13 protein-coding genes are annotated in these 14,206 nt (G+C 69.4%); 6 read left to right on the top strand and 7 right to left on the bottom strand.

Going from position 1 to position 14,206, the window contains the following annotated elements:
• Nucleotides 1-87: 87 nt before the first annotated feature.
• A complete protein-coding gene (locus AC2YHT_RS03720) occupies nt 88-615 on the bottom strand; it encodes an RcnB family protein (RefSeq protein ID WP_487288233.1) in 528 nt (175 codons plus the stop codon).
• Nucleotides 616-794: 179 nt separating this feature from the next.
• On the opposite strand from AC2YHT_RS03720, the gene AC2YHT_RS03715 reads away from it, so the two are divergent.
• Nucleotides 795-1,520, top strand: a complete 726-nt coding sequence (locus AC2YHT_RS03715) for a glutathione S-transferase N-terminal domain-containing protein (protein ID WP_487288232.1) — start codon at nt 795-797, stop codon at nt 1,518-1,520.
• Between the two features lie 174 nt (nt 1,521-1,694).
• Nucleotides 1,695-1,973, top strand: a complete 279-nt coding sequence (locus AC2YHT_RS03710; RefSeq protein ID WP_487288231.1) for a sel1 repeat family protein — start codon at nt 1,695-1,697, stop codon at nt 1,971-1,973.
• A gap of 65 nt (nt 1,974-2,038) precedes the next feature.
• Here the strand turns inward: AC2YHT_RS03710 and AC2YHT_RS03705 are convergent, their stop codons facing one another.
• Complete coding sequence (locus tag AC2YHT_RS03705) at nt 2,039-2,779, bottom strand: polysaccharide biosynthesis/export family protein (protein WP_487288230.1); 741 nt, start codon at nt 2,777-2,779, stop codon at nt 2,039-2,041.
• Nucleotides 2,780-2,865: 86 nt separating this feature from the next.
• Between AC2YHT_RS03705 and AC2YHT_RS03700 the strand changes: the two genes are divergently transcribed.
• The 3 genes from AC2YHT_RS03700 to AC2YHT_RS03690 all read left to right on the top strand — a co-directional run bounded on the left by AC2YHT_RS03700 (nt 2,866) and on the right by AC2YHT_RS03690 (nt 6,423).
• On the top strand, nt 2,866-4,368 hold the full coding sequence (locus tag AC2YHT_RS03700; protein WP_487288229.1) for a GumC family protein: 1,503 nt from the start codon (nt 2,866-2,868) through the stop codon (nt 4,366-4,368).
• 94 nt (nt 4,369-4,462) lie between these two features.
• Nucleotides 4,463-5,164: a P-loop NTPase family protein gene (locus AC2YHT_RS03695; protein WP_487288228.1), complete on the top strand. Its 702-nt coding sequence runs from the start codon at nt 4,463-4,465 to the stop codon at nt 5,162-5,164.
• Nucleotides 5,161-6,423, top strand: a complete 1,263-nt coding sequence (locus tag AC2YHT_RS03690; protein ID WP_110121981.1) for an O-antigen ligase family protein — start codon at nt 5,161-5,163, stop codon at nt 6,421-6,423. Before AC2YHT_RS03695 ends, AC2YHT_RS03690 begins: the two co-directional genes overlap by 4 nt.
• Before the next feature lie 220 nt (nt 6,424-6,643).
• Here AC2YHT_RS03690 and AC2YHT_RS03685 read toward each other — a convergent pair whose 3' ends face one another.
• From AC2YHT_RS03685 to crtY, 3 genes are read right to left on the bottom strand one after another with little or no spacing between them, the layout of a single operon-like run.
• Nucleotides 6,644-7,588 carry a phytoene/squalene synthase family protein gene (locus tag AC2YHT_RS03685; RefSeq protein WP_487288227.1) on the bottom strand — a complete coding sequence of 315 codons (945 nt, stop codon included), beginning with the start codon at nt 7,586-7,588 and terminating at the stop codon, nt 6,644-6,646.
• Entirely contained in the window at nt 7,585-9,108 is a 1,524-nt protein-coding gene (locus tag AC2YHT_RS03680) for a phytoene desaturase (protein ID WP_487288226.1), read from the bottom strand. The genes AC2YHT_RS03685 and AC2YHT_RS03680 overlap by 4 nt, the downstream gene beginning before the upstream one ends.
• Entirely contained in the window at nt 9,105-10,292 is a 1,188-nt protein-coding gene (gene crtY, locus AC2YHT_RS03675; protein ID WP_487288225.1) for a lycopene beta-cyclase CrtY, read from the bottom strand. The genes AC2YHT_RS03680 and crtY overlap by 4 nt, the downstream gene beginning before the upstream one ends.
• 124 nt (nt 10,293-10,416) lie before the next feature.
• Between crtY and folD the strand changes: the two genes are divergently transcribed.
• Entirely contained in the window at nt 10,417-11,295 is an 879-nt protein-coding gene (gene folD / locus AC2YHT_RS03670; protein WP_487288224.1) for a bifunctional methylenetetrahydrofolate dehydrogenase/methenyltetrahydrofolate cyclohydrolase FolD, read from the top strand.
• 142 nt (nt 11,296-11,437) lie between these two features.
• Here the strand turns inward: folD and AC2YHT_RS03665 are convergent, their stop codons facing one another.
• Nucleotides 11,438-13,012 (bottom strand): hypothetical protein, encoded by a 1,575-nt coding sequence (locus AC2YHT_RS03665; RefSeq protein ID WP_487288223.1) that lies wholly within the window; start codon nt 13,010-13,012, stop codon nt 11,438-11,440.
• Nucleotides 12,907-14,112 (bottom strand): glycosyltransferase, encoded by a 1,206-nt coding sequence (locus tag AC2YHT_RS03660; RefSeq protein WP_487288222.1) that lies wholly within the window; start codon nt 14,110-14,112, stop codon nt 12,907-12,909. Before AC2YHT_RS03660 ends, AC2YHT_RS03665 begins: the two co-directional genes overlap by 106 nt.
• Nucleotides 14,113-14,206: the final 94 nt, after the last annotated feature.

Here is a 14,206-nt window from a genome sequence, read left to right as displayed (position 1 = left end):
GCGGCGAGCATGGCGCAAAAACGGCGCCCCAGGTGGAGTTCCCGGGGCGCCGCAAAAGCTTCTAAATGCCGTTCAGTGAACGGGAATCTAGTTGTTGATGATCTCGAAGATCAGGCCGGTGGCGATAGCCGCCAGCACGTAGTCGTTGCCGGTGCGGTACCAGTAGTAGCCGCGCGGCGGGTGACGCAGGTGGTAGCGGCCGTAGTCGTGAACCACATAGCCGCCGCCGCGATAGTAGGGCGGCAGGTAGCCGCCGCGGCGCCAGGCGCTGTAGCCGGGGCGATAGTCCTGACGGCCGTAGTAGTGGGCCGGCGGGGCGCCGTAGTACCAGCGGTTCTGGTAGTAGTAGCCGTTGTAGCGACGGTCATCCCAGCCGCGGTTGTCGCGACGGTCGTCACGTCGATCCCAGCGGCTGTCGCGGCGGTCATCGCGCCTATCGTCGCGGCGATCCCAGCGGCCATCCCTACGATCGTCCCGACGATCATCGCGGCGGTCGCCGCGGTCGTCATGACGGTCCCAGCCGCCGCGGCCCTGCGCCGAGGCGTCGGTGGCCATGGCGGCCATCGGGCCGGCGACCGAGGCCACGGCGGCGATGGTGAGCAACAGACGTTTCATGTGGACGTCTCCTTGTGGTCAGCGGTCGCCTTCCGGCGGCCAAGTCCCTCGACCTTGATGACCACGATGAGCTCCGCCGTCTGAACCCTCGCTGAACGGTCATGTCAGGATGCGTCTTGGCGTCGCGCACCCGCATGGCCATGTTGGCGCGCAAGAACAGAGGTTCTCGGGAGACGCGCATGACCAGCCCCATCGAACTGCACTATTGGCCCACGCCGAACGGCTGGAAGATCTCGATCGCCCTGGAGGAGATGGGGCTGCCCTACGAGATGATCCCGGTGAACATCGGCACGGGCGAGCAGTTCAAGCCGCAGTTCCTGGCCATCAGCCCCAACAACCGCATGCCGGCCATCGTCGATCCGCAGGGACCCGACGGCCAGCCGCTCTCGATCTTCGAGTCCGGCGCGATCCTGCAGTACCTGGGTCGCAAGACCGGCCAGTTCTATGGCGACAGCGAGCGCGACCGGGTCGGCATCGACCAGTGGGTGATGTGGCAGATGGGCGGCCTTGGCCCGATGGCCGGCCAGACCCACCATTTCCGCCAGTACGCCCCCGCCATCATCGCCGACCAGAGGCAGCTGGCCTATGGCGCGATCCGCTACACCAACGAGACCCACCGCCTGTACGGCGTGCTCAACAAGCAGCTGGCGGGGAAGGATTTCGTCTGCGGCCAATTGTCCATCGCCGACTTCGCGATCTGGCCGTGGGTCGTGCCGTGGAAAAATCAGGGCATCCAGATCGAGGAATTTCCGGATTTGAAGGCCTGGTTCGACCGGGTCGGCGAGCGTGACGCCGTCCAGCGCGGCTTCAAGCTGGGGGCGGAGCTTCGCGCCGGAGGCCTGCAAGCGTCTGGAAAAGCTGCGGAACAGGCCCGCAGTGTTCTGTTTGGTCAGCGGGCTCGTTAACCAACCATATACCGGAGTTTATCAGCCGTAACTTCAATGAACGAGGCGTGTATTCGCGCCTCGATTCATGATCTCTGCGCGCTTAACTATATGTTCAGCGAGCGAGGTTTTCTCTGTGTTCATGGCCGAGCTGAACCACTGGGGTGAGCTCGGGAGGACTGGGGAATTGAAGTCATGATGATGAGCATCGAACCGCCCGCCGCCGTGATGGGCCTGCCGCTGCCGAGCGCCGAGTCGACCGGCGACGAACTGTTCCGCATGGGCATGCTGTATTCGACCGGCCAGGGCGGCGCGCCGCTGGACTACGTCTCGGCGCACATGCTGTTCAACCTGGCCGCCATGCGCGGTTCGGTCGAAGCCAAGGTCTATCGCAAGGAACTGTCGCAAGAGATGGCCAGCGAAGAAGTCGCCGAAGCTCAACGCCAGGCGCGCGAATGGCTGGCTCACGGCTGAACCACGGTTCAGCCGTTCTACCTTCTCGGGCCGGACGCCTCTGGATCCGGCCGTGATTTCCGAGACTAGTTGCTTAAGCCGTTGATGGCGTAGCTGAAGCTGATCGGCAGCAGGTCGCGCAGATACTGCTGCATGAAGAGACCCGCCTCGGACGCACCGCTCCGGGGCACATAGACGATGTCGAAGCGGCGAAGAGGCACCAGGTCCACGCCGCGCGGATCGGTCAGACCCTGCAACAGGTTGGCCGTACGCATCATGGCCCGGCCGTCGGGGCCCCGCCGGATGATGATCACCTGGCTGCGCTTGGACGAGCTCTTGAAGCCGCCGGCCTGGATGACGGCCCGCAGGGCGTCGCCGTCGCCGGTCATGTCGTAGACGCCGGGATTGCCGACCTCGCCGCCGACGAACACCTTGAGCGGCGCCGTGCTCTTGACCGAGACCTGCACCTGCGGTCGCAGCAGCTGGCGGCCATAGGCCTGGGTCAGCGAGGTTTCCAGTTCCTCGATCGTGCGGTCGGCGGCCATGACCGGTCCGACCAGCGGCAAAGCGACGCGGCCGTCCGGCTGAATCACGGCCGACTTATTAAGCTCCGTGGCCGAAGGTACGCTCACCTCGATCTCGTCGCCCGGATAGAACCGGTAGGCGGGCTCGGCCTCGCTCCAGTCGGCGTAACCGATATTGGGAAACTGGCCGGTGGGCCGCGCGGCGGGCGTGATCGGCTCGCCGTCGATGTGGCCGCAAGCCGATAGGCCGCCGCTCGCGAGCGTCAGGGCCAAGGCGGTGGAGAGAGCGATGCGCCGATCCATGCGACGGTTCTTACCAAACATAGGTAACCAAACCTTAAGCCCGGAAGCCCCAGGGTTCGATTGAAGATTGGACCCATTGGATTCGCATGTCGACGAGCGCCTGGACCAGCGTGCCGCACGACCCGCCGTCGCGACGCGACTGGGCGGCCCGGGCCCGCTATGCGCCGACGGACTTCATCACGCTGCTATGGCGTGAGCGCTGGCTCATGCTCGGCGTGTTCCTGGTGATCCTGTTCCTGGGGGCGGCCTTCGCCTTCACCCTGAAGAAGACCTACACCGCCAGCTCCAGCCTGTTCGTGCGCCTTGGCCAGGAATACGTCTACGAGCCGCGTGCCGGCGACGCCGCCCGCGGCGCGGTGCCCGACGTCGACCAGGTGATCCAGTCGGAAAGCGAGATCCTGGGCAGCGGCGAACTGCGCGAGCGGGTGATCCGCAAGCTGGGCTTCGCCACCGTGTTCCCGGACGCCGCCGGCAAGTTCGCCGCGGCCAATCCCGAGCAGAAGCGCAAGATGATCGCCCAGGGGCGCGACAGCGTCGGCCGCAGCCTGAAGATCGAGACCGCGCCCGACAACTCGATCATCCGGCTGGCCTACCAGCACCAGGATCCGGAAACGGCCGAGAAGGTGCTCAACACCCTGCTCGAAGAGTACCTGATCTATCGCCGCAGCCTGCTGATCAACGATGACGACAAGGTGCTGTCGCGCCAGCGCGACAGCTTCCAGCAGCGCCTGGCCGAGACCGACACCGCCTACCAGGCCTTCCTGCAAAGCAACGACATCGGCGACTTCACCGCCCAGAAGACGGCCCTGACCCAGCTCCAGGCCCAGGTCGAGGGCCAGAAGTATTCGATCGAGGCCCAACTCCAGGACCGCGAGGGCCGTCTGGCCTCGGTGCAGTCGGAACTTTCGCGCACGCCTTCTGAGGCCGTGCTCTATCGCGACCAGGACATGTCGGCCTCTACCAAGCTGGCCCAGCTGAAGCTCGATCGCGAGAACCTGCTGTCGCGCTACCTGCCGACCGCCCAGCCGGTGCGCGACATCGAAGCCCAGATCGCACAGCTGGAGCAGGGCGTGGCCAGCGGCCGTACCAACGGCGAGGGCGCGCGCCGCAGCGGCCCCAACCCGATCTGGCAGACCCTGGCCTCGACCCGCAACGACCTGGCCGCCGAGGTCGCGGCCCTGAAGCAGTCGCAGGGCGCCTACGCCCTGCAGGCCCAGGAAGTGAACCAGCGCCTGCTGCGCCTGTCCGAGTTGGAGCCGGAGTTCAACCAGCTGACCCGCGACCGCGACGTGCTGTCGTCCAACGTCCGCGACTTCACGGTCAAGGAACAGCAGGACGAGGCCCAGCGGCAGATGTCGGCCGAGAGCAGCGACAACATCCGCATCGTCCAGCGCGCCGTCGCGCCGTCGGAGGGCAAGAGTCTGAAGAAGCCGGTGCTGGTGCTGGCCATCCTGTTCGCCGCCTTCACCGCCGCCTGCGCGGGCCTGGTGCGGATGCTGCTGCGCCCGGGTCTTCAGACCCCGGCCTCCGCCTCGCGCACCCTGGGCCTGCCGGTGCTGGCCACGGCCGGCGTCAAGCGAGCGGCCTAGAGGTTCGTTCCGGCATGGGCGATTTGGTCGCCTTTCGCGCGAACATGGTTAGGCATTAGTTTCTACGGTCTTCAACGCGCGGCGATTCGGACGAATGGTGGATTTGAACGTCGAGATGGCTGAACTGTGGGGGTCGCTTGGCGCCCCCGCGGCCGGCCGTGCGCACGTCGTCCAATTTGTCTCGGCCCGGCGGGGGGAGGGGACCTCGACGGCCGCCCGCGAGTTCGCTCGCTTCGCCGCCAAGCGCGCCGGCCGCCGCACCTGGCTGATCGACCTGGATCTCACCACCTCGCCGCAATACCAGGCCATCGCCGCCGATCCCGAGCGCTACGGCCCGCTGGGCTCGGGCGCGGCCGCCAGCCCCGACGGCTCGATGTTCTTCACCGTCCAGCCGCCGGCGCCGAAGCCGGACGGCGGGGTGTGGCCCGACGCCAAGTACGTGGCCGCCCACAGCGTCGGCGGGCCGCGCTTCTGGGTGACCCGCTTCAAGCGCGAGGCCCTGCGCGGCCGCCAGAAGGCCCACATCCTGCCCGGCGTCGAATACTGGGCTAGCTTGCGCCGGCACGCCGAGATCATCGTCGTCGACTGCCCGTCGGCGGACCGCTCGCAGGCGGCCCTGACCATCGCCCAGCACATGGACCAGACCGTGCTGGTGGTCAGCGCCCAGGAGGCCGACGTGCGGCCGCCGGGCCTGCTGCGCGACGCCCTGGCCTCGGCGGGCGGCCGCTGCGCCGGGGTGTTCTTCAACCAGGCCTCGGTGACCCCGCCGAGCTTCCTGCGGGCCATCCTGCCGTGACTTCGTCCTACGGCGGGCCGGTCAGCGTCGCGCCGCCGAGGCTCCTCTTCCCCCAGATCGCCATCTTCGTCGGCTCGGTGCTGCTGCTCCTGCTGTTCAGCGGCGGCTGGGAACTGCCGCTGGTGGGCGAGAACGCCGACGAGGCCGGTTCGGCCATCCTGCGCGTGGCCTATCTGCCGGCCTATGCCGCGGGCTTCGCCCTGATCGCCCTGGACCCGCGCAACAGCCTGCGCGTCTCCGTGCGCCAGCCGTTCCTGTTCGCTTTGATCGGCATCGTCTGCCTGTCGGTGCTGTGGTCGATCGCGCCGGACGTCACCACGCGCCGGGCCTTCGCCGTGACCTGCACCACCCTGTGCGGCGTCGCCCTGGCCGGACGCTTCCGCTGGCGGGAACTGGCCGAGGTGATGGCGGCTACCTTCGCGGTGCTGATCGTGGCCTCCTACGTGGTCTGTATCGCCGTGCCGCGCATCGGGGTGATGACCGAGCTCTTCCCCGGCGCCTGGCGCGGCCTGTGGCGTGAGAAGAACGGCCTGGGCGGCATGATGGCCTTCGGCTTCTGCATCCTGTCGGCGGCGGCCCTGCTGAACCCGCCGCGGGCCAAGCTGTGGTGGGGTTTCGCGGGCCTGGCGGTGGGCCTGGTGCTGATGTCGACCTCCAAGACCTCGCTGGTCTCGTTGATGCTGGGCGTGGCGGCCCTGGGCTTCGTGCTGATCGCCCGGCGCGGGCCGGCGGCGGGGGCGGCGGCGACCTGGACGGCGGTGACCGGCGTCGTGCTGCTGGCGGCCTTCCTGCTGCTGGCCTCGGACGTCTTCTTCGCCATCCTGGGCAAGGACGCCACCCTGACCGGCCGCACCAAGATCTGGAGCGCGGCCATGGTCGAGATCCAGGACCGGCCCTGGCTAGGCTATGGCTATCACGCCGTCTGGGGCGACAAGAGCGGCTGGGGGCCGTTCGCCTGGATCAGCAAGAACGCCGGCTTCCAGGCCCAGCACGCCCACAATTCCTGGCTGGAGCAGTGGCTGGGCATGGGCCTGTTCGGCCTGGCCGCCTGGGGGCTGTTCTACATCCAGACCATGGCCCTGGCCCTGCTGGCCGTGTTCCGCGACCGGGGCGCCTTGCTCGCCTTCCCGTTCCTCGTCGTCTACAGCCTGGTGGCCCTGACCGAGAGCATCGCGGTGGCCTACAACGACTTCCGCTGGGTGCTGTTCGTGGCCCTGGCGGCCAAGCTGGCGTTCCCGGATCGGGAGCTGGAGCGGTAGGGGACGTTTCTCGCGGCCCCTCTCTCATGGAGAGAGGGAGGGGCCCGCGCCGTAGGCGTGGGAGGGTGAGTGGGTAGGCGAAGCCCCTGGACGATCTTGGCGCTGTTGCGGGCGATGTGCCGGCACGCCGGCTGAAGGTGTAACCACTCACCCTCCCATCGCTCCGCGATGGGCCCCTCCCTCTCTCTAAGAGAGAGGGGATCGGTTGGTGGCGATGGCCCTAGATCTTCGACCACATCGCAGGCCGCTGTGGCGGCGGTCCCAGCCGGTCCAGGGTCGCCGAGCGCAGGGCGACGATCCCGCCCTCCAGCGCTCGCCAGGCCTTCATCCGTCCACTGACGACCACGCGCTCGTCCCAGGCCGAGGGGCCGGCGGCGACCACGTCGAGGCCGATCTGGCGGTAGACGCCGCGTGCCGCCGCGATGGCCCAGGCCGAGCGGACGGGCAGGTCGCGCAATCCCCAGCGGGCCGAGGCGTAGTAGGGCTCCGCCGCGTCCACGAGGCGACGGGCGAGGGCGGCGACATCGGCGCGGCGGGCGGGGTCGGTCAGCTGTTCGACCCGCAGGTCCAGTTCCGCCAGCCAAGCGCGGGGCACGTAGACGCGGTCGTTGCGGGCGTCCTCGACGATGTCGCGGGCGATGTTGGTCAGCTGGAAGCCCAGGCCCAGGTCCTGGGCGCGGCGCAGCGTCGGCAGGTCCTCGGCCGGCACGCCCATGACGATGGCCATCATCGCGCCGACCACCCCGGCCACGCCCCAGCAATAGGCCAGCAGGTCTTCCAGCGTCTCGTAGCGGCGGCCCTCGACGTCCATGGCGAAGCCGTCGATCAGATCCAGCGCGTAGCGTTCGGGGATGCTGCGCCCTAGGGCCACGGCCTGGAAGGCGGCGAACACCGGATCGGTGGGCGTCTCGCCGGCCAGGGCGGCGCGGGTCTGGGCGTACAGGGCCTCCAGCCGCGCCGGGGCGTCGGCGACCGGGCTCATGCCGTGGCCCAGCGTCTGGCCGTCGATGACGTCGTCGCAGTGCCGGCACCAGGCGTAGAGCATCTCGGCGTCGGCGCGTGTCTCGGCGTCGAACAGCGCCGCGGCGGCGGCGAAGCTCTTGCTGCCCTTCTGGATCGCCTCGCGGCTTTGCGCCTCGATATCCTGGGCTTCGAGCGCGCTCATTCGGCGGCCGGGGCCAGGGTGGCGAAGTCGTCGATCATCAGCCCGGCCGTGGCCTTGGCGCTGCCGACCACGCCCGGGATGCCCGCGCCCGGATGGGTGCCGGCCCCGACGAAATAGAGGTTGGGGATCACGTCGTCACGGTTGTGGGTGCGGAAGAAGGCGCTCTGGGTCAGGATCGGCTCCAGCGAGAAGGCCGCGCCCTTCCAGGCGTTGAGGTCCTTCACGAAATCGTCCGGCGTGATGAAGCGGCTGGTGACCAGATCCGCCGAAAGCCCCGGAATGTAGTGCTTTTCCAGATAGGCCAGGATGCGGTCGCGGTACTTGGGGCCCTCGACCGACCAGTCGATGTCGGCGGTCTGCAGGTTGGGCACCGGCGAGAGGGCGTAGAAGGTCGAGCAGCCCTCCGGGGCCATGGCCGGGTCGCTGGCGGTCGGGTGGTGCAGGTAGAGCGAGAAGTCCTCGGCCAGGGCGTTCTTGCCGTAGATCTCGCCGATCAGCTCGCGATAGCGGTTGCCGAAGCAAATGGTGTGGTGGCGGATCTCTGGGTGCTGGGTCTTGAGGCCGAAATAGACCACGAACAGCGACGGGCTCCAGCGCTTGGCTTCCAGCGCCTTGCCGACCTTCTTGCCGCGCGGGTCCTCGCGCAGCAGGTGGCGGTAGGTGTGCATGACGTCGGCGTTGGAGGCGACCGTGTCGAAGGCCTCGAAGCCTTCCTTGGTGATCACGCCGGTGACGCGGCCCTCGCGCATTGCGATGCGCTCGACCGGGCGCGACAGGTGCAGCTTGCCGCCGAGATCCTGGAACAGCTGGGCGAGAGCCCGGATCAGGGCGTGGGTGCCGCCGCGCGGAAACCAGACCCCGCCGCGCCGCTCGAGCGCGTGGATCAGGGCGTAGATCGACGAGGTGGCGAAGGGGCTGCCGCCGACCAGCAGGCTGTGGAACGACAGCGCCTGGCGGACGTGCTCGTCCTTCACGAAGCCGGCGACCTTGTCATAGACGCTGCGCCAGGCCTGCAGCTTCATCAGCGAGGGGGCGGCGGCGATCATGCTGCCGAAGTCGAGGAACGGCACGGCGCCCAGCTCGACATAGCCCTTCTGGTACAGCTCTTCGGAATAGTCGTGAAAGCGGCGATAGCCTTCGACGTCGGCCGGATTGCGGGCGGCGATCTGGCGGTCGAGGCCTTCCTGGTCGTTGACGTAGTCGAAGACGTCGCCGTCTTCCCACAGCAGGCGATAGAACGGATCGACCGGCAGCAGCTCGACATAGTCCTCGATGCGCTTGCCGGAGAGCTCAAACAGCTCCTTGAGGCAATCGGGATCGGTAACGACGGTGGGGCCGGCGTCGAAGGTGAAGCCGTCCTGCTCCCAGACATAGGCCCGGCCGCCCGGCTTCTCGCGGCCCTCGAACAGGGTGACGTCGAAGCCCTGTGACTGGAGTCGAACCGCCAGGGAGAGGCCGCCGAAGCCGGCGCCGATCACGGCCGCCTTCGGACGGGGCGGGAGCGAGGCGTGGGCGTTCATGCGTCTTGTCCTCCAAACACGGAACTTTCGCGGATGCACTTCATGGCGGCCGGGATCGGCACCGGCGGCTTGCCGATCAGAATCCGCGCCTGATCGCGCCAAGTCAGTCTCGCGGCATAGAAGCGCTGAATCAGCGGCGCCGATAGCCGGTAGAAGCGCTCCAGCACCCGATAGCGCTCTTCCGGCGCGCAGGCGCGGAACAGCATGCGGTTCAAAAGGCGCAGGAACCGGCGCTTGCGCCACACGGCCTTGGACTGGCTTTCGACGCAGGCGCGCACCGTGGCGCTGGTGATGCGGGGCAGGGCGGCTATCTTGTCGGCCAAGCGCGCGGCGTCGGGCAGCGAGTAGCCGGTGGTCGGCTGGAACAGCGCCGCGCGCAGGCCGACCTCGGCTACCTGCGGCCGGGCTTCCGCCCAATAGGCGTCGATGTCGCCGCCCAGGGCGATGGGCAGCACGCCGTGCTCCTCGCGCTCGACCGCCTCGATGCTCCAGCCTTGGGTCTTGGCGTAGTCGGCGATGGCGTCGGAGAGGGCGATGCGGTCCAGCGCCGGTCCGTCGCTGTAGCGGGTGTCCTCGACCAGCAGGCGGCGGGCGTCGAGCGGCAGGACGTAGACGAAGCGGTAGCCGTCGGTCTGCGGCACCGTGGCGTCCATGATGATCGGGGCGGTCAGGCCGTGGGGCGCGGTAAGGCGCAGGTCCTGGCCGACGAACTTCTGCCAGCCCAGGGCCAGACGCTTGCTGCGCCGCGCGCCACGGCCGTCGATCACCGCGCCTGCGACGATGCGGCGGCCGTCGGCCAGCGTGACTTGATGCGGATTGACGTCGACGACCGAGATGTTGGTCCAGGCGTCGGGGCCGAGGGCGCGCGTGACCACCTCGTGCAGGCGACGCGAGGTGATGGCCAGATAGGGCGTGGGCAGGCGGCGGCTGTGGGCGGGGAAGCGCACCTCATAGCCGGTCCAGCGATGAGCGATCAGCGGCCGCAGCCAGCCGCCGATGGCGGCGTCGACGTCGGTCTCGAAGTGGCACCAGGTGTGCTGGCCGCCGATGGTCGCGCCGCGCTCCAGCAACAGCACGCGCAGGCCCGGCCGCAGCGCCTTGAGGCGCAGGGCGATCAGGCTGTTGGCCAGTCCGCCGCCCACCAGGACGACGTCGGCGCGCAACGCGGCGGACGGAGATTCCATCCCCTCGGCTCTAGCACGAAAGAATGACGTCCACGCCAGAGCGTTCGCATGAACTTGGCGCGGGTTCACCGGTTGCACCTGGGCGGGCGAGGGGATAGGGGAGCGCGCACAGGAGCGCCCCCACATGACCCAAGCCGCCATCATCGACGGGAAGGCCTTCGCCGCCCGCCTGCGCGAGACCATCGCCGCCGAGGTCGCCGGCCTGAAGGCCGAGCACGGCCTGACGCCCGGCCTGGCCGTGGTGCTGGTAGGCGAGGATCCGGCCAGCCAGGTCTATGTGCGCAGCAAGGGCGAACAGACCCTGGAAGCGGGCATGCATTCGGAAACCCACCGCCTGCCGGCCGAGACCTCGCAGGCCGAGCTGCTGGCCCTGGTCGAGCGGCTGAACTCCGATCCGGCCGTGCACGGCGTGCTGGTGCAGTTCCCGGTTCCCGACCACATCAGCCAGGCCGCCGTGGTCGCCGCCATGTCGCCCGACAAGGACGTCGACGGCCTGACCGTAGCCAACGCCGGCCGCCTGGCCAGCGGCCTGCCGGCCCTGACGCCCTGCACCCCGACCGGCTGCATGATGCTGCTGCGCGACCAGCTGGGCGACCTGTCGGGCAAGCGCGCCGTGGTCGTCGGCCGTTCGAACCTGATGGGCAAGCCGATGGCCCAGCTGCTGCTGGCCGCCGACTGCACTGTCACCATCGCCCACTCGCGCACCAAGGATCTGCCGGCCGTCGTCCGCGAAGCCGACATCGTCGTGGCCGCCGTCGGCCGTCCGCAGATGGTCAAGGCCGATTGGGTCAAGCCGGGCGCGGTGGTCATCGACGTCGGCATCAACCGCATCCCCAAGGACGACGGCAAGACCCGCCTCGTGGGCGACGTGGCCTTCGACGAGGTCAAGGAAGTGGCCTCGGCCATCACCCCGGTGCCGGGCGGCGTGGGTCCGATGACCATCGCCTGCCTGCTGGCCAACACGGTGCTGGCGGCCAAGCGGCTGAACGGGATCGGGGAATAGGGCTCAGACCCTCTCCCTGTGGGAGAGGTGTCCGCGAAGCGGACGGAGAGGGGAGTGGCTGAGGACTGTCAGCTTCTCGGAAGCTGAAAACGGGCCCCCTCCGGCGCTTCGCGCCACCTCCCCCAGAGGGGGAGGATCTTCCTCAGTCGGCCCGTCGGTAGACGATCAGCGACGACTTGCTGAGCTTCACGGTCTTCACCGGCCGATAGCGCCGCGCCAGCTCCGCATCGACGATGCGGACGACGGCGACGTTGAAGTCCTTGGCGCGGGGCGTGCGGTCGACGATGACGCCGGGGCGGGTCGCCAGGATGCGGCGCACTTCGGTCTCCTGGTCCATGCCGACGGCGCCGTGCTCGCGCAGCAGGTTCAGGTGGCCGGCGAACGGCCAGCGCGAGGGCAGCGGCGCGCCGGTCAGGTGATAGAGGATGCTGTCGCCGTTCCAGACCCAGAGGCCTTGCGACAGGCCCGGCCGGATGGCGGCCAGCAGCTGCCCCATCTCGTGCGCGTCGCCGCGCTTGGCCTTGCCCTTCACGAAGGCGACGCTGTCGGCCGTGACGCCCAGGGCGATGACGGCCGTGGCGATCGCGATGCCCAGCCGGCGCTGACGGGGCGCGAACAGCGGGGCCATGGCCAGGGCCAGCGGCGCCAGCAGCGGCAGGGCGTAGTGGTCGAAATAGGTGCCGAAGATCAGGTAGCCGCCCAGCGCCGCCGCCAGCCAGCCGATCGCGAAGCCGAAGGCCGTCCGGCCGCCGGGGCGGGTGCGCCAGCCGCCGATCCAGGCGGCCAGGCCGACCGCCAGAAGCGGCGGGGCCAGCAGGCGGGCGGCCTTCAGCAGGCGCGGCGCCAGTTCGGCGTCGCTGGCCTCGGCCCGCGCGCCGATCGACAGGAAGTTGGCGTAGACGAAGGCCTGGGCCTCGCCGCGCCAGGCGTAGAAACCCAGGGCCAGCAGGGTCGGCGCCAGGGCCAGGCCGATCCAGAGGGCGGCGTCGGCCGCCAGGCGCGTCCAGGATCGCGAGGCCCGCCACGAGACGCCCAGCAGCAGCACGCCAAAGGCGAAGCCCTCGAACACCACGGTGTATTTCAGCTGCAGGCCAAGGCCGATCAGCAGCATGGCCAGGCAGCCGAGGCGGCGGATCCTGCGCGGGTCGGCGTTCAGGGCCCGATACGCCGCCAGGGCCGCGCCGGCGACCAGCAGGTTGTAGAACACCGGCGCCTGGCCGCCCCAGCCGCCCGCCAGCGGCAGCATCAGGAGGTAGACCACGCCCGCCGCGGTCGCCGCGACGATCCCGGCAGCCGGGGCGGCGAGACGGGCGATCAGCAGGGCGGTTCCCGCAGCGAACAGGGTCGCGACCACTTGGTATTGCACGATCCCGTCGCCGCCGAGCAGGCGGATGGCGGCGTATAGCGCGAACAGTCCGACCGGCTTGCGGTCCCAGATGTCCACATAGGGCAGGGCACCGTGCAGCATGCGGTCGCCGACCAGCAGGTAGAAGTTCTCGTCGACATGGAGCAGCGGGTTGCCGAACTGCCAGGCGCGGATCGCGAAGGCGGCGGCGAGTAGCAGGCCGCCGGCCAGGATCCAGGCGCGGCGGTCGGAGGCGGGCGAAGCGGTCAGGCGCGGCTCTCCCCGGCCAGGGAGGAGGGGGCCTGGGTTTCGGCCTCGGGGCTCTCGGGAACGTCGCGCCAGGTGACCCGGCGCGAGGCGTGATAGTTCCACAGCGCGCCCAGCACCGCGCCGCCGGCCCCGGCCAGCGCCCAGGACGCGCCGATGGCGTTGAGGCCCGCGCCGGCCAGGTCGTTGATCAGCGCGCCGCCGAGGCAGGCGGCGTAGAAGCTGAGCAGGCCGCGCCACAGGGCCGCGCCGCGCAGGCGCTTGTCGCGGAAGGTCAGGACGTTGTTGAGCCCGAAGTTCCAGGTCATGGCCGCCAGTATGGCCAGGGTCTGGCCGCTCCAGAAGGCCATGTCGGCGGCCTGGGTCGCGCCCAGCACGCCCAGGTGGACGACGAGGCCGCTAGCCCCGACCGCCAGGAACTGGAAGAGCCGCGCCGAAAGGACGCCGTTGGTGCGCTTCTCGGCCAGCAGGCCGATCAGGTCGAAGGCCACCCGCAGGTCGAGCTTGGACTCGCCGCCGGCGCGCGGCAGCAGGGCGGTGGGGATCTGGGCCACGGCCGGGCGGCGCGTGCCCGAGGCGACCACGTCGACCAGGATCTTGAAGCCGACGCCCGACAGGCGTGGGCGGACGGCCTCGTACCAGTCGCGGTTCATCAGGAAGCAGCCGCTCATCGGGTCGGCCAGGCGCAGGCCCAGCAGCAGGCCTGCCAGGTTGACGCCGCCCCGGCTGATGGCGTGGCGCACGCCCGACAGGCCAGACCCCGCGCCGTCGAGATAGCGGCTGGCCACGACGAGGTCTGGCTGCTGTGCGCTCATCCTGCGCAGCATGGCGCCGATCAGGCGCGGATCGTGCTGGCCGTCGCCGTCCATCACCGCCAGGGTCTGGCCGCGAGCGGCGTCCCAGCCGGCGATGGCGGCCGAGGCCAGGCCGCCGACGCCTTCGCGCTTGAGCAGGCGGATGGCGGGACGGCGCATGGCCACGTCCAGCACGGCCCGGGCGGTGAGGTCGTCGGCGGAGTCGTCGACGACGATGATCTCATGGAAGACGTCGGCGAGGTCGGCGCTCAGCGCCTCGAGCACGCCGCCGATGGCCTCGTGTTCGTCGAGGGTGCAGATCACCACCGAGACCTGCGGCCGGTTCCAGTCGGCGGCCGCGGGCGAGGCGGCGCGGCGCGCGGGACGGATGGTGGTGGTGTGCTGACCCATGGGAACGGCGCTCCGTTGGAAGGAGCGTCAGGTTCCCGGAGAACTCTGCCGGCAGTTTGTTGTGTTGGTATCGGGCGTCAGTCGAGCTTGTTAC

This window comes from Caulobacter sp. SRI_008, assembly GCF_057586355.1.
This window is presented reverse-complemented; position numbering and strand designations above follow the sequence as displayed.